Below are 14,546 nucleotides of genomic sequence, written 5' to 3'. Positions count from 1 at the left end.
CACCGGACCCACACAGGACCTACAAGGAGACACAAGATGGACTTCGAATACTCGGCCAAGACCAAAGATCTGCAGAAACGCGTCAAGGCGTTCATGGACGACAACATCTACCCGGCCGAGGCCGAGTACAGCGCTGAGCTGGCGGCCAACACCGTCGCCGGCAAGCGCTGGACCGCGCTGAAGACGGTGGAGAAGGTCAAGGAAAAGGCCAAGGCCCAGGGCCTGTGGAACCTGTTTCTTCCGGTCGACAGCGCCTCGGCCTCCGGCTACGCCGGCGCGGGTCTGACCAACCAGGAATACGCACCGCTGGCCGAAATCATGGGCGCGGTGCCATGGGCCAGCGAAGCCTTCAACTGCTCGGCGCCCGACACCGGCAACATGGAGACCATTGCGCGCTACGGCTCGGAAGAAATCAAGGCCCGCTGGCTCAAGCCACTGCTGGAAGGCCAGATTCGCTCGGCCTTCGCAATGACCGAGCCCGATGTGGCTTCGAGTGACGCCACCAACATTGCCACGCGCATCGAGCGCCAGGGCGACGAGTACGTGATCAACGGCCACAAATGGTGGATTTCCGGTGCGGCCGACCCGCGCTGCGCGGTCTTCATCACCATGGGCAAGACCGATCCCGACGCACCGCGCCATTCGCAGCAGAGCATGGTCATCGTGCCGGCGGACGCCAAGGGCATTCGCATCGTGCGCCCGCTCAACGTGATGGGCTACGACGACGCGCCGCACGGCCACGTGGAGATGCACTTCGAGAACGTGCGCGTTCCCGTCGACAACATTCTTCTGGGCGAAGGCCGTGGCTTTGAAATCGCGCAAGGCCGCCTTGGCCCCGGACGCATTCACCACTGCATGCGCCTGATCGGCCTGGCCGAGCGCGCGCTCGAGCTGATGTGCAAGCGCGCTTCGTCGCGCGTCGCCTTCGGCAAGACCGTGGCCTCGCAAACCGTGACGCAGGAGCGCATTGCCGAAGCCCGCTGCAAGATCGACATGGCCCGCCTGCTCACGCTGAAGGCCGCCTGGCTGATGGACGTGGCCGGCAACAAGGTCGCGAAGAACGAGATCGCCATGATCAAGGTGGTTGCACCCTCGATGGCCTGCCAGGTGATCGACTGGGCTATGCAAGTGCACGGTGGCGGCGGCATGTGCGACGACTTCCCGCTGGCAGCCGCCTACGCCGGCGCGCGCACGCTGCGCTTCGCAGACGGCCCGGACGAAGTGCACCGCAACGCGATCGCCAAGTGGGAGCTGGGCAAGTACGCGCCCGGCAAGGCTGACGCCGAGATGCCGGTGACGCGCTCCTGATTCTTGAATTGCGCCCTCTCCCCTCGGGGATGTACAGGGGATAGGGCTGGAACAAGGGCCGACGGCGATCAATTCGCCCCGGCCCTTTTCTATTTCAGAGCTTCTTGTGCAGAAAGAGCGCGTGGCCGAAAGCCGGGTCAAGCTGGTAGCCCGCGAAGCCCTCGCGCTCGTAGCTGCGCAGCGCGGGCGCATTGCCCGACAGCACTTCGAGCGTGAGCTTGCAGGCGCCCCGATTGCGCGCCTCCTGCTCGACCAGGGCAAACATCTTCTGCGCCACACGCTGTCCGCGGTGGCTGGCCAGCACCACCACGTCGTGCACGTTCACCAGCGGCTTGCAGGCGAAGGTCGAGAAGCCCTCGATGCAGTTGATCAGGCCGACCGGCTGCTCGCCCTCGTACGCGACCACGCTGAAGGCCTGTGGCCGCGCCGCCAGCGCCTCGGGCAGGCCCTGCAGCACGGCCGCATCGAGCGGTGTGCCGCCGCCTGCGGGGTCGCGTGCGTACCCGTCGAGCAGGTCGACCAGCGCAGCGGCCTGCGCCGCGTTGCGGTAGTCGACCATGCGAACGTCGATCTGCGTCATTGCGCAGGCTTCAACAGGGCCGCAAGGCGCTGCGCGCAGGACTCGGCCTGCGCCGCGTCACGCGCCTCCACCATCACGCGCACCAGCGGCTCTGTGCCGCTTGCACGAATCAGCACGCGGCCTGCGTCGCCCAGTTCGGCCTCGATGCGTTCGGTTTCGCTGGCCAGCGCCTGGTTGTCCTTCCAGTTTTGGTCAGGCGAGATGCGCACGTTGATCAACGTCTGCGGGAACAGCGTGACGCCTTCGAGCAGCTGTGCCACCGTCTTGCCGCTGCGCACGCAGGCCTGCAACACCTGCAGCGCGCTCACGATGCCATCGCCCGTGGTGTGGCGGTCGAGCGCCAGCAGGTGGCCGGAGCCCTCGCCGCCCAGGATCCAGCCGCGCTTGTCGAGCTCTTCGAGCACGTAGCGGTCGCCGACCTTGGCGCGCACAAACTCGATGCCCTGCTTGCGCAGCGCGACCTCGACGGCCTTGTTCGTCATGAGCGTGCCGACCACGCCCACCGGCTTCTCGCCGCGCGCCATGCGCTCGGCCACCATGAGGTAGAGCAATTCGTCGCCGTTGAACAGGCGCCCGTCGGCGTCGACCAGTTGCAGGCGGTCGGCATCGCCATCGAGCGCAATGCCGTAGTCGGCCTTCTGCGCGGTCACCTCGGCAACCAGCGCTTCGGGATGGGTCGCGCCAAAGCCCTTGTTGATGTTCAACCCGTTCGGCGACACGCCGATGCTGATCACTTCCGCGCCCAGTTCGTGGAACACGTTGGGCGCCACCTGGTAGGCCGCGCCGTGGGCGGCGTCGACCACCAGCTTCATGTCGCGCAGCGTCAGGTCGTTGGCGAAAGTGCTCTTGCAGAACTCGATGTAGCGGCCGGCCGCATCGTCCAGTCGGCGAGCCTTGCCGAGGTTGGCCGAATCGACCCACACCGGTGCTTCTTCCAGCACGGCCTCGACCGCGAGCTCCCAGGCGTCGTCGAGCTTGGTGCCCTGGGCGCTGAAGAACTTGATGCCGTTGTCGGGGTACGGGTTGTGGCTTGCGCTGATTACCACGCCAAGGCTGGCGCGCTGGGCACGCGTGAGGTACGCCACGCCGGGCGTGGGCAGCGGGCCGAGCAGCACCACGTCGACCCCAGCCGAGTTGAAGCCCGACTCCAGCGCCGACTCCAGCATGTAGCCCGAAATGCGGGTGTCCTTGCCGATCAGCACCGTCGGGCGAGCCTGGGTCTTCTTGAGCACGCGGCCCACCGCATGCGCCAGGCGCAGCACAAAGTCGGGGGTGATCGGGGACTGGCCGACCGTGCCACGGATGCCGTCGGTGCCGAAATATTTGCGGGTCATGGTTGTTCTGTCTGTTTTTGTTGAATTTGTGTTTCCTGGCCCTTCATGGCGCGCCATACCGCAAGGGCGGCCACGGTGTCGCGCACGTCGTGCACACGCACCACGGCCGCGCCACGGTCCACGGCCAGCACCGCCGCGGCCACGCTAGGCACGATGCGCTCCCCCGCCACCTCGATGCCAGTGACCGCACCAATCGACGACTTGCGCGACCAGCCCAGCAACAACGGCAGGCCACCCGCGAGCAGTTCGCGCTGGCGCGCCAGCAAGGCGAAATTCTGTGTCACGGTCTTGCCGAAGCCGACGCCAGGGTCGAGCGCGATCCGTGAAAAATCAACGCCCTGTGCCTGCAGCAACTGCAGCTGTTCGGCGAGGAACGCGAGCACCTCGGGAACGACATCGCCGGCCATCGGCACGGTCTGCATCGTCTGCGGGTCGCGATGCATGTGCATCAGACAGATGCCGCACGAAGGATGCGCTGCGACGGCTTCGCGCGCGCCCGGTTGGCGCAGCGCCCAGATGTCGTTCACGATGTCCGCGCCCAGGTCGAGCACCGCGCGCATGACCTCGGGCTTGTACGTGTCGACGGAGATCGGCACGTTCAGCTTCACCGCCTCACGCACCACGGGCACGACGCGCGCCAGCTCGTAGTCGAGCAGCACCGCGGGGCTGCCGGGGCGGGTCGATTCACCGCCGATGTCCAGAATGTCGGCGCCCTGCGCCAGCAACTGCTCGCAATGCTTCAGCGCCGCCTGGGTCGAGGCGTGGGCACCGCCGTCGGAGAAAGAGTCGGGCGTGACATTGACGATGCCCATCACGCGCGGCTGCGCGAGATCGATGCGAAAACGCGAGGTCTGCCAGACCGCGGCCGGGGCCACCCTTGCGCCATGAAAAACGGGGCCAGAGGCCCCGTTGTTGTGCGATGTCGATGCCACCTCAGGCTGCAGTGGGCGCCGGGTCAGGGTTGACCGCCGGCGTGCCGCCGCTGCCACCACTGCCCGAAGGCGGGATGCGCGGCGTCCAGTCCTTGGGCGGGCGCGGTGCGCGGCCCGCCATGATGTCGTCGAGCTGTTCGCTGTCGATGGTTTCCCATTCAAGCAGCGCCTTGGCCATGGCGTGCATCTTGTCGCTGTTCGCTTCGATCAGGCTGCGCGCCAGAGCGTACTGCTCGTCGATGATGCGGCGCACTTCGCCGTCGACCTTTTCCATGGTCTGCTCGCTCATGGTGGTCGTCTTGGTGACCGAGCGGCCCAGGAACACTTCGCCTTCGTTCTCTGCGTAGACCATCGGACCCAGCGCGTCGGTCATGCCGTAACGCGTGACCATGTCGCGGGCGATGGATGTCGCACGCTCGAAGTCGTTGCTGGCGCCGGTGGTCATCTGGTGCATGAACACTTCTTCGGCGATACGGCCACCGAACAGCATGCTGATCTGGTTGAGCATGAACTCGCGGTCGAAGCTGTAGCGGTCTTGCGCCGGCAGGCTCATCGTTACGCCAAGGGCGCGGCCACGTGGAATGATCGTCACCTTGTGGACCGGGTCGCACTTGGGCAGCAGCTTGCCGATGAGGGCGTGGCCAGACTCGTGGTAGGCCGTGTTGCGGCGCTCTTCCTCGGGCATGACCATGCTCTTGCGCTCGGGGCCCATGAAGATCTTGTCCTTGGCCTTCTCGAAGTCCTGCATTTCGACCACGCGCGCATTGCGGCGGGCGGCCATCAGGGCAGCTTCATTGCACAGGTTGGCCAGGTCGGCACCGGACATGCCGGGCGTGCCGCGGGCGATGACGCTCGGGTTCACGTCCTGGCCCAATGGGACCTTGCGCATGTGCACACCGAGGATCTGTTCGCGGCCGCGAATGTCGGGCAGCGTGACATACACCTGGCGGTCGAAACGACCCGGGCGCAGCAGTGCGGCATCCAGGATGTCCGGGCGGTTGGTGGCAGCCACCACGATCACGCCAAGGTTGGTTTCGAAACCGTCCATCTCGACCAGCATCTGGTTCAAGGTTTGTTCGCGTTCGTCGTTGCCGCCGCCCAGACCAGCGCCGCGCTGACGACCCACTGCATCGATTTCGTCGATGAAGATGATGCAGGGCGCGTTCTTCTTGGCGTTCTCGAACATGTCGCGCACACGGGCCGCGCCCACGCCGACGAACATTTCAACGAAGTCGGAGCCGGAGATCGAGAAGAAAGGCACCTTTGCTTCGCCGGCAATCGACTTGGCCAGCAGGGTCTTGCCGGTACCGGGAGGGCCGACCAGCAACAAGCCGCGGGGAATGCGGCCGCCGAGCTTCTGGAAGCGCTGCGGGTCCTTCAGGAAGTCGACGACTTCACGGACCTCTTCTTTCGCCTCGTCGCAACCTGCGACGTCGGCGAAAGTAACCGTGTTGTTGTTCTCGTCCATCATGCGGGCCTTGCTCTTGCCGAAGCTGAACGCCCCGCCCTTGCCGCCGCCCTGCATCTGCCGCATGAAGTAGATCCACACGCCGATCAGCAGCAGCATCGGGCCCCAGCTGACCAGCAGCGTCATGAGGAGCGAGCCCTCTTCACGCGGCTTGACGTCGAACTTGACGTTGTGGTCGATCAGGTCGCCCACCAGACCGCGGTCGAGCACCGTGGCGGTCGTGCGGATCTTGCGGTCGTCATTGGTGACAGCGACGATCTCGCCGCCGCCAGCGCCTTCGGGAATGATGGCGCTCTTGACCTGGTTGTTCCGGACCTGGTCCAGAAACTCGGAGTAGCTGACTGCGCCAGACCCGACGCCGCCGCGGGTGTCGAACTGTTTGAAAACAGTAAACAACACCATGGCAATGACGAGCCATACGGCAACTTTAGAAAACCACTGATTGTTCAAACGAAGCTCCAGTCGAAAGCGCGTGACGAGGATATGAAAAACGCGCTATGGGTACGCAATTGCGCCCCATTTTAGGCTTTTCAAGCTGCGAAAAGCGGGCATTTCCCTAATGCAGCCATAGGCTGACAGGGGTTTGCGCCCTGGGAGCACCCTTTGCAAACGTTATTCGGCAAGGTATCAAGCCGTATCCAGGGCCTTCAGGCCCATTCCCACGAGGAAAGTTTCAGACGATTTGTCGCGCGACGCCTTGGGTTTGAAGGGCTTCACGGTGCGGAAGTTTGCCTTGAAGAGCTTCACCAGGTCGTCGTAGCCGCTCCCGTGGAACAGCTTGGCCACCAGCGCGCCCTCAGGTTTGAGGTGGTTCTGCGCGAAATCGATGGCCAGCTCGATCAGGTGCGCAACGCGGGCCGCATCGGCGGAACTGATGCCCGACAGGTTGGGCGCCATGTCCGAGACGACCAGATCGGCCTTTCGGCCTGCCAGCACCACCAGCAACTGTTGCAAAAGCGCGTCTTCGCGAAAGTCGCCCTGCAGGAAGGTCACGCCCTCGATGGGGTCCATGGGCAACATGTCCAGCGCGACGATGGTGCCGTTCAGCGAACCGGCTGCTGCGCCGTCGGGCGACATGCGCCGGCGCAGGTACTGGCTCCACGCACCCGGCGTGGAGCCGAGGTCCACCACCAGCTGGCCCGGCTTGACCAGCCCCAGCGACTCGTCCATTTCCTTGAGTTTGTAGGCGGCGCGTGCCCGATATCCCTCTCGCGCGGCGAGCTTTACGTAGGGGTCGTTGATATGGTCGTGAAGCCACGCTTTATTGACTTTTTTGCTTTTGGCTTTGGTGCTCATGAGGTTCTTCGTGTACGCGTCGATAATACGGGGATGTCCGCCATTCAACTTACCCCTGCCGAGCGCAAGGTGCACCGCGCCGAAGCTCATCACCTGGATCCGATCGTCATGGTCGGCGGAGATGGGCTCACCCCTGCCGTAAAAAAAGAAGCCGACGCGGCGCTGAAGGCCCATGGCCTGATCAAGATCCGCGTTTTCTCCGACGATCGCCTCGCCCGCGACGCCATGCTGCGCGAGCTGGCCGACGAACTCGACGCCGCCCCGATCCAGCACATCGGCAAGCTGCTGGTGCTGTGGCGCCCGATTCCTGAAAAAGAGCGTGTGGTCGACGAAGACCGCATGCCCGGCCCGCGTGACGTAAAAATCGTCAAGTACAGCAAGCGCGGTGGCCAGCGCCCCGAAATCAAAACCCTTCGCGTGCTCGGCAACCAACGCCTCACCCCGGGCGGCAACATCAAGCGCGCCAAGGCCAAACGACCGCTGTCGGCCAAGAAGCGCAACCAGGCAGACTGAGCTTGGCGGCAGTGCAAGGCGCCCAGCGCCATATCCTTTGCATGAAATGGGGCACGAAATACGGCCCCGAATACGTCAACCGGCTCTACGCGATGGTCCGCCGCAATCTGCGCGGCGACTTCAAGTTCGTGTGCCTGACCGACGACGGCAACGGCATTCACCCCGAGGTGACGTGCCTGCCGATTCCATCGCTCAACCTGCAGCTGGCCCCCGGCCAGCGCGATGGCGCCTGGAAGAAGCTCACCACCTTCGAGCAGGACCTGCACGGCCTGCGCGGCACCGCCCTCTTCCTGGACCTCGACGTGGTCGTTGTGGGCAGCCTGGACGCCTTCTTCGAGCAACCCGGTGAGTTCCTGATCATTCACGACTACGCACGCCCCTGGCGGCGCGAGCGGATCACAGGCAATTCGTCGGTCTATCGCTTCGAGCTGGGGGCGCATGCCGACGTGCTGGCGTACTTCCGCGCCAACATGGACAAGGTGCAGTCGGACTACCGCAACGAGCAGGCCTACCTGTCGGATGTGCTCCACAAGCAGGGCAAGCTGGCTTATTGGCCCGAGGCCTGGTGCCCGAGCTTTAAGTACAACGGCATTCCGACCTGGCCGACCAACTACTGGGAAGAGCCTTTCGTGCCCGAGGATGCCCGCATCATGGTGTTCCATGGCGAGTGCAATCCGCCGGACGCGCTGGCGGGGCGCCGCAACCGCGCCTTCCGGTACATCCGGCCGGCGACCTGGGTCGCCAAATACTGGAAAGAGTAAGAACGAGAGGTGGCGCAGCCATTGGCGGCTGCAGCCTCTGCCGTTCAGTCCGGCTTGCGCGCGCCCATCCGCCAGAGCAGCACGCCGGCACACACCCACTGCACCAGGTACATGCCGCTTCCCACGGCATGCCACAGCTTGAGGTTGTCGCGTGCCACGATGCGCGGTGCCACGGCGTACTGCTGGAGCAAAGCCAACAGCAGCGCGCCCAGGATGAGGAACATGGCGGTCATGACAAAGCCGTGCATGCCTTCGTCCGCCTTGGCCCTGAAATGAACCAGCAGGATCAGCCCGCAGCCGATCGCAATCCAGCTCTGCGCCTCGAACAACTGAGCGGCAAAGTTGCCCGCCACCGACGGGTTGCCGAGCCGTGCAAACAGCATAGGCACCACGAGAAAGCCGATCGTGGTGAGGCTGCCCCACCAGAAGGCGGCCAGCATCAACGCAACGCGGTCTTTCATCGCTGCAGCATCACAGGTAGCGAACGGCCACGATCTCGTAGCGCTTCAGGCCGCCCGGGGCCTGCACTTCGGCCGTGTCGCCCTCTTCCTTGCCGATGAGCGCGCGTGCAATCGGGCTGGAGATGTTGATGAGGCCGAGCTTCAAATCGGCTTCGTCTTCGCCCACGATCTGGTACTTCACGGACTCGCCCGATTCTTCTTCCTCGAGCTCGACGGTCGAGCCGAAGACGATCTTGCCGCCCGCATCGAGCTCGCTCGGATCGATGATCTGCGCGGCCGAGAGCTTGCCTTCGACTTCCTGGATCCGGCCTTCGATGAAGCCCTGGCGGTCCTTGGCAACTTCGTACTCGGCGTTTTCGCTCAGGTCGCCCTGCGCGCGCGCTTCGGAAATTGCGTTGATGACCCAGGGACGGTCCACCGTCTTGAGCTGGTGCAGTTCGGCGCGCAATTTTTCAGCGCCGCGCTTGGTGACAGGAACAGTTGCCATGTTGTTGTTTCTCCATAAAGCGAAACCGCCGAACGCTGCCGTTCGGCGGTCGAGTGAGGGACAGGATCAGACGAGTGTGCGTCCGGTCAGCCGGCTCAGGATGGCGAGCGGGCTCGAGTCGGGATTGTATTGCTTCGATGCAGCCAGATGAAGCGTCTGCTCGAGCATGTACTGGCCCGCCATGACGGCGTGCGAGGTCTGGTCGGAGAAGCACACCCACACCGAACCCGGCGGGAACTTGGCGGTTTCCTGCGGTGAGCTTTCCTGATACGCCAGGTCCGACTTCATGCCGTCGTGCAGCTGCAGCATCAGGTGGTCGTACTCGCTGCGGAACGACTTCGTCACACGCAAGGCGCGCAGCAACTTGGCCTGCCAGCGCACATACGGCTTGGCACGCGGCAGGAAGCACTTGGCGATGTCCTCGAAAGGCTCGCCCACGCGCCACACGCGAGGCGCATCGTCAGGGTTCACATTGGTAAACACACGCAGGATGCGTTCGCCGTAGTTGGGCCGCGACGGGAACGCGTCGACATGCAGCCGGCGATCGTCCGCGCGCCAAGACTGCACCCGCGTCTCGACCTGTGCCGGCCTGTAGCTGGTGGGCGCGAGGCGCAAGGCCGACGTGTAGTGCGGCAGCAGCCCGTGAACGAGCTGCGTGGCTTGCGCCCGGAAGCGCCCTACCATCGCCGCCGCCGTGCTCTGCACCGCCTCGTCGCCGATAGCGCCCTTGAGCTTGCCGTTGGCGTCGAGGCTGATGTTGCGCACGTCGGGCGACAACAGGCTGGGCGTCAGCAGGCTGCGTTCTTCAGGCCGCAGCTCGAAGCCCAGGCGCGGAAAGTACAGCACCTTGCCCGCTTCGAGCTCGGCGATCCACGCCGCGTTGGGCGTGGCCGCGCTCCAGTCCGTCAGGTCCAGTTCGACGAGCTGCGTTTGCATGGCGACGTTCAGGCGATGGCCGCCAGTTGCGCGTGCATCTCCTGCACCGAGATCACGCCCAGCTCGTCCATGAAGCCCATGCCTTCGACCGCCGCTTCGGCGCCAAAGATGGTGGTGAACGTGGTCACGCGAGCCAGCAGCGCCGACGTGCGGATCTGCCGCGAATCGGTGATCGCGTTGCGGCGTTCTTCCACCGTGTTGATGACCAGCGCAATTTCGTGGTTCTTGATCATGTCCACGATGTGCGGGCGGCCTTCGGTCACCTTGTTCACCGTCACGCATTCGATGCCGGCCGCGCTGATGGCGGCGGCCGTGCCCTTGGTCGCGGTCAGCACAAAGCCGAGCTTGACCAGGCCACGCGCCACTTCCACCGCACGCGCCTTGTCGTTGTTCTTCACTGAGATGAAGACCTTGCCCGACTTGGGCAGCAGCGTGCCCGCGCCGATCTGCGATTTCACGAAAGCTTCGCCGAAGGTCTTGCCCACGCCCATCACTTCGCCAGTCGACTTCATCTCGGGGCCGAGGATGGTGTCCACGCCCGGGAACTTGACGAACGGGAACACGGCCTCCTTCACGCTGAAGTACGGCGGTGTCACTTCCTTGGTCACGCCCTGCGACGCCAGCGACTGGCCGGCCATGCAGCGTGCCGCCACCTTGGCCAGCTGGATGCCGGTGGCCTTGCTCACGAAGGGCACAGTGCGGGAGGCTCGCGGGTTCACTTCGAGCACGTAGATGACGTCCTTGCCGTCCTTCTGCTGAATCGCGAATTGCACGTTCATCAGACCGACCACGTTCAGCGCGGCCGCCATGGCGGCGCTCTGGCGTTTCAGCTCGGCGATGGTGTCTGCGTTCAGGCTGTAGGGCGGCAGCGAGCAGGCGGAGTCGCCCGAGTGCACGCCGGCCTGTTCGATGTGTTCCATGACGCCGCCGATCAGCGTGCCGCCTTCGGCGTCGCGGATGCAGTCGACGTCGCATTCCACGGCGTCATTCAAAAAGCGGTCGAGCAGCACCGGCGAGTCGTTGCTCACCTTGACCGCTTCGCGCATGTAGCGCTCGAGGTCGCGCTGCTCATGCACGATTTCCATCGCGCGGCCGCCGAGCACGTAGCTCGGGCGCACCACCAGCGGGTAGCCGAGGGCCGCAGCCTTTTCGAGCGCTTCGGGTTCGGTGCGCGCGGTGGCGTTCGGCGGCTGGCGCAGGCCCAGCTCGTGCAGCAGCTTCTGGAAGCGCTCGCGGTCTTCGGCCGCGTCGATCATGTCGGGCGAGGTGCCGATGATCGGCACGCCGTTGGCTTCGAGGTCGAGCGCGAGCTTCAAAGGCGTCTGGCCACCGTACTGCACGATCACGCCAAGGGGCTTTTCCTTGTCGACGATTTCGAGCACGTCTTCCAGCGTGAGCGGCTCGAAGTACAGGCGGTCGGACGTGTCGTAGTCGGTCGACACGGTCTCGGGGTTGCAGTTGACCATGATGGTCTCGTAGCCGTCTTCACGCATGGCGAGGGCGGCGTGCACGCAGCAGTAGTCGAACTCGATGCCCTGGCCAATGCGGTTGGGACCGCCGCCGAGCACCATGATCTTCTTCTTGTCGGTCGGGTCGGCTTCGCACTCGTCCTCGTAGGTCGAGTACATGTAGGCCGTGTTGGTCGCAAACTCGGCCGCGCAGGTGTCCACGCGCTTGTAGACCGGGCGCACGCCCAGGGCGCGGCGCTTCTCGCGAATGGCCGTGTCGGTGGTCTTGAGCTGCCTGGCAAGGCGGCGGTCGGAGAAACCCTTTTTCTTCAGCGCGAGCAGCGTGTCCTTGTCGATGTCGTCCAGCGACTTGGTTTCCAGTTCGAGTTCGATCTTCACGATCTCTTCGATCTGCACCAGGAACCACGGGTCGATCTTGGTCAGCGCAAACACTTCGTCCACGCTCAGGCCCATGGCAAAGGCATCGCCGACGTACCAGATGCGCTCGGGGCCGGGCTCGCCCAGTTCCTTTTCGAGCACTTCGCGGTCTTGCGTCTTCTCGTTCAGGCCGTCCACGCCTACTTCGAGGCCGCGCAGGGCCTTCTGGAACGATTCCTGGAAGGTGCGGCCCATGGCCATCACCTCGCCCACCGACTTCATCTGCGTCGTGAGACGCGAGTCGGCCTGCGGAAATTTCTCGAAGGCGAAACGCGGGATCTTGGTGACCACATAGTCGATCGACGGCTCGAACGACGCGGGGGTTGCACCGCCGGTGATTTCGTTGCGCAGCTCGTCGAGCGTGTAGCCCACGGCCAGCTTGGCCGCGACCTTGGCAATCGGGAAACCCGTGGCCTTGGAGGCCAGCGCGGACGAACGCGACACGCGCGGGTTCATCTCGATGACGACCATGCGGCCGTCCTTCGGGTTGATGGAGAACTGCACGTTGGAGCCGCCGGTGTCCACGCCGATTTCGCGCAGCACGGCCAGCGAGGCGTTGCGCAGGATCTGGTATTCCTTGTCGCTCAGCGTCTGCGCGGGGGCCACGGTGATCGAGTCGCCGGTGTGCACGCCCATCGGGTCGAGGTTTTCGATCGAGCAGACGATGATGCAGTTGTCGGCCTTGTCGCGCACGACCTCCATCTCGTACTCTTTCCAGCCGAGCAGCGATTCTTCGATCAGCAGCTCGTTGGTCGGCGAGGCTTCGATGCCGCGCTTGCAGATGGTCTCGAATTCGTCCGGGTTGTAGGCAATGCCGCCACCGGTGCCGCCGAGCGTGAAGCTGGGACGAATCACGGTCGGGAAGCCGAGCGTCTTCTGTACGACCCAGGCTTCGTCCATGGTGTGCGCGATGCCCGAGCGGGCCGAACCAAGGCCGATCTTGGTCATCGCGTCCTTGAACTTCAGGCGGTCTTCGGCCTTGTCGATGGCCTCGGGCGTGGCGCCGATCAGCTCCACGGCCTTGCCGGTGGCTGCGCCCGTGTACTTGTCGAGCACGCCGTTGCGCCACAGGTCCAGCGCGCAGTTCAGCGCGGTCTGGCCACCCATGGTCGGCAGGATGGCGTCGGGGCGTTCCTTGGCGATGATCTTTTCAACCGTCTGCCAGGTGATGGGCTCGATGTAGGTGACGTCGGCCGTGGCCGGGTCGGTCATGATCGTCGCGGGGTTGCTGTTGATCAGAATGACCTTGTAGCCCTCTTCGCGCAGTGCCTTGCAGGCTTGCACGCCGGAGTAGTCGAACTCGCAGGCCTGGCCGATGATGATCGGGCCGGCGCCGATAATGAGGATCGATTTGAGGTCTGTGCGCTTAGGCATTCTCTTTCTCCGTCTTTTCCGTCTTGTGCTTTTCCATGAGTGCCGTGAACCGATCGAACAGGTACCCGATGTCGTGCGGGCCCGGCGAGGCTTCCGGGTGACCCTGGAAGCAGAACGCGGGCTTGTCGGTGCGCGCCAGGCCCTGCAGCGTGTTGTCGAACAGGCTGATATGGGTGGGACGCAGGGTGGCCGGCAGCGACTTCTCGTCGACCGCAAAGCCATGGTTCTGGCTGGTGATGCTTACGCGGCCGTTGTCCAGGTCTTTCACCGGATGGTTCGCGCCGTGGTGGCCGAACTTCATCTTGAAGGTCTTGGCACCCGAGGCGAGCGCCATGATCTGGTGGCCCAGGCAGATGCCGAAGGTCGGAATGCCGGTTTCGATCAGCTCCTTGACGGCGCTGATGGCGTAGTCGCAAGGCTGCGGGTCGCCGGGGCCGTTGGCCAGGAAGATGCCGTCGGGCTTGAGCTTGAGCACGTCGGCCGCGGGCGTTTGCGCCGGCACCACCGTGATGCGCGCGCCGCGCTGCGCGATCATGCGCAAAATGTTCTTCTTGACGCCGTAGTCGAACGCAACCACGTGGAACTTGGGCGTGATCTGCACGCCGTAGCCCGCGCCCAGCTTCCACTCGGTTTCGGTCCACTCGTAGGTCTGCGTGACCGACACCACCTTGGCCAGGTCGAGGCCGGCCATGCTCGGCGCGGCCTTGGCGGCGGCGATGGCCTTGTCGATCAAAGCCTGCGTCACGGCCTCGCCTTGCGCCAGGCCCCGGATGCAGCCGTTCTGCGCGCCGTGGGTGCGCAAATGGCGCGTGAGCTTGCGGGTGTCGATGTTCGCAATGGCCACCGTGTTGCCGGACACGAGGTACTCGGTCAGTGTGGCGGTCTTGCGGAAGTTGGACGCAACGAGGGGCAGGTCCTTGATGATCAGCCCGGCGGCATGGATCTTGTCGGCTTCGATGTCTTCCCCGTTGACGCCGTAGTTGCCGATGTGCGGATACGTGAGGGTCACGATCTGCTGGCAGTAGCTGGGGTCGGTGAGGATTTCCTGGTAACCGGTCATGGCGGTGTTGAACACCACCTCACCGGTCGTGGAGCCGGCGGCTCCGATCGAGCTGCCTTGAAAGACCGTGCCGTCTGCGAGCGCCAGTATGGCGGGCGGGAAGTTTCCCTTGAGTGACAAAAGCACTGGGTTCTCCGAATGGTTACGGTC

At 64.5% G+C, this 14,546-nt stretch carries 13 protein-coding genes; 3 read left to right on the top strand and 10 right to left on the bottom strand.

The genetic code is table 11. The features are described from left to right. Positions 1 to 36: 36 nt before the first annotated feature. Complete coding sequence (locus VLK31_RS07850; protein WP_409167814.1) at positions 37 to 1,308, top strand: acyl-CoA dehydrogenase family protein; 1,272 nt, start codon at positions 37 to 39, stop codon at positions 1,306 to 1,308. A 94-nt stretch (positions 1,309 to 1,402) separates the two neighbouring features. On the opposite strand, the gene VLK31_RS07845 is transcribed toward VLK31_RS07850, so the two are convergent. The 5 genes from VLK31_RS07845 to VLK31_RS07825 form a co-directional block, all read right to left on the bottom strand. Next, entirely contained in the window at positions 1,403 to 1,888 is a 486-nt protein-coding gene (locus VLK31_RS07845) for a GNAT family N-acetyltransferase (RefSeq protein ID WP_409167813.1), read from the bottom strand. Further along, positions 1,885 to 3,222 (bottom strand): phosphoglucosamine mutase, encoded by a 1,338-nt coding sequence (glmM, locus tag VLK31_RS07840; protein ID WP_409167812.1) that lies wholly within the window; start codon positions 3,220 to 3,222, stop codon positions 1,885 to 1,887. The genes VLK31_RS07845 and glmM overlap by 4 nt, the downstream gene beginning before the upstream one ends. Then, entirely contained in the window at positions 3,219 to 4,034 is an 816-nt protein-coding gene (gene folP / locus VLK31_RS07835; protein ID WP_409168045.1) for a dihydropteroate synthase, read from the bottom strand. The genes glmM and folP overlap by 4 nt, the downstream gene beginning before the upstream one ends. 121 nt (positions 4,035 to 4,155) lie before the next feature. Beyond that, positions 4,156 to 6,072: an ATP-dependent zinc metalloprotease FtsH gene (ftsH, locus tag VLK31_RS07830; protein WP_409167811.1), complete on the bottom strand. Its 1,917-nt coding sequence runs from the start codon at positions 6,070 to 6,072 to the stop codon at positions 4,156 to 4,158. 177 nt (positions 6,073 to 6,249) lie between these two features. After that, the gene (locus VLK31_RS07825) at positions 6,250 to 6,918 is read right to left on the bottom strand and encodes an RlmE family RNA methyltransferase (RefSeq protein WP_409167810.1); all 669 of its coding nucleotides are present in this window, start codon (positions 6,916 to 6,918) and stop codon (positions 6,250 to 6,252) included. A gap of 33 nt (positions 6,919 to 6,951) precedes the next feature. On the opposite strand from VLK31_RS07825, the gene VLK31_RS07820 reads away from it, so the two are divergent. Both VLK31_RS07820 and VLK31_RS07815 read left to right on the top strand, forming a co-directional pair. Next, positions 6,952 to 7,431 carry a YhbY family RNA-binding protein gene (locus VLK31_RS07820; protein WP_409168044.1) on the top strand — a complete coding sequence of 160 codons (480 nt, stop codon included), beginning with the start codon at positions 6,952 to 6,954 and terminating at the stop codon, positions 7,429 to 7,431. A gap of 2 nt (positions 7,432 to 7,433) precedes the next feature. Continuing rightward, the gene (locus VLK31_RS07815; RefSeq protein WP_409167809.1) at positions 7,434 to 8,192 is read left to right on the top strand and encodes a glycosyltransferase; all 759 of its coding nucleotides are present in this window, start codon (positions 7,434 to 7,436) and stop codon (positions 8,190 to 8,192) included. A 44-nt stretch (positions 8,193 to 8,236) separates the two neighbouring features. Here the strand turns inward: VLK31_RS07815 and VLK31_RS07810 are convergent, their stop codons facing one another. From VLK31_RS07810 to carA, 5 genes are all read right to left on the bottom strand, one after another. Beyond that, positions 8,237 to 8,653: a DUF4149 domain-containing protein gene (locus tag VLK31_RS07810; protein ID WP_409167808.1), complete on the bottom strand. Its 417-nt coding sequence runs from the start codon at positions 8,651 to 8,653 to the stop codon at positions 8,237 to 8,239. 10 nt (positions 8,654 to 8,663) lie between these two features. After that, positions 8,664 to 9,140, bottom strand: a complete 477-nt coding sequence (gene greA / locus VLK31_RS07805) for a transcription elongation factor GreA (protein ID WP_409167807.1) — start codon at positions 9,138 to 9,140, stop codon at positions 8,664 to 8,666. A 66-nt stretch (positions 9,141 to 9,206) separates the two neighbouring features. Further along, positions 9,207 to 10,076 (bottom strand): Kdo hydroxylase family protein, encoded by an 870-nt coding sequence (locus VLK31_RS07800; RefSeq protein WP_409167806.1) that lies wholly within the window; start codon positions 10,074 to 10,076, stop codon positions 9,207 to 9,209. A gap of 8 nt (positions 10,077 to 10,084) precedes the next feature. Next, entirely contained in the window at positions 10,085 to 13,336 is a 3,252-nt protein-coding gene (gene carB / locus VLK31_RS07795; RefSeq protein ID WP_409167805.1) for a carbamoyl-phosphate synthase large subunit, read from the bottom strand. Next, positions 13,329 to 14,522, bottom strand: a complete 1,194-nt coding sequence (carA, locus tag VLK31_RS07790; protein WP_409167804.1) for a glutamine-hydrolyzing carbamoyl-phosphate synthase small subunit — start codon at positions 14,520 to 14,522, stop codon at positions 13,329 to 13,331. Before carA ends, carB begins: the two co-directional genes overlap by 8 nt. Positions 14,523 to 14,546: the final 24 nt, after the last annotated feature.

Origin of the sequence: Variovorax sp. H27-G14, assembly GCF_046156345.1 — a bacterium.
GTDB lineage: Bacteria > Pseudomonadota > Gammaproteobacteria > Burkholderiales > Burkholderiaceae_C > Variovorax.
Note: the sequence above shows the minus strand (reverse complement) of the source record. Positions and strands in the feature narration are given on the sequence as shown.

Bases quoted from the DNA above. Each gene is read 5' to 3' on its own strand.
- VLK31_RS07820 (WP_409168044.1), top strand. From the start codon at position 6,952: ATGTCCGCCATTCAACTTACCCCTGCCGAGCGCAAGGTGCACCGCGCC.
- greA (WP_409167807.1), bottom strand. From the start codon at position 9,140: ATGGCAACTGTTCCTGTCACCAAGCGCGGCGCTGAAAAATTGCGCGCC.
- glmM (WP_409167812.1), bottom strand. From the start codon at position 3,222: ATGACCCGCAAATATTTCGGCACCGACGGCATCCGTGGCACGGTCGGC.
- VLK31_RS07850 (WP_409167814.1), top strand. From the start codon at position 37: ATGGACTTCGAATACTCGGCCAAGACCAAAGATCTGCAGAAACGCGTC.
- VLK31_RS07845 (WP_409167813.1), bottom strand. From the start codon at position 1,888: ATGACGCAGATCGACGTTCGCATGGTCGACTACCGCAACGCGGCGCAG.
- VLK31_RS07810 (WP_409167808.1), bottom strand. From the start codon at position 8,653: ATGAAAGACCGCGTTGCGTTGATGCTGGCCGCCTTCTGGTGGGGCAGC.
- VLK31_RS07800 (WP_409167806.1), bottom strand. From the start codon at position 10,076: ATGCAAACGCAGCTCGTCGAACTGGACCTGACGGACTGGAGCGCGGCC.
- folP (WP_409168045.1), bottom strand. From the start codon at position 4,034: ATGGGCATCGTCAATGTCACGCCCGACTCTTTCTCCGACGGCGGTGCC.
- carB (WP_409167805.1), bottom strand. From the start codon at position 13,336: ATGCCTAAGCGCACAGACCTCAAATCGATCCTCATTATCGGCGCCGGC.
- VLK31_RS07825 (WP_409167810.1), bottom strand. From the start codon at position 6,918: ATGAGCACCAAAGCCAAAAGCAAAAAAGTCAATAAAGCGTGGCTTCAC.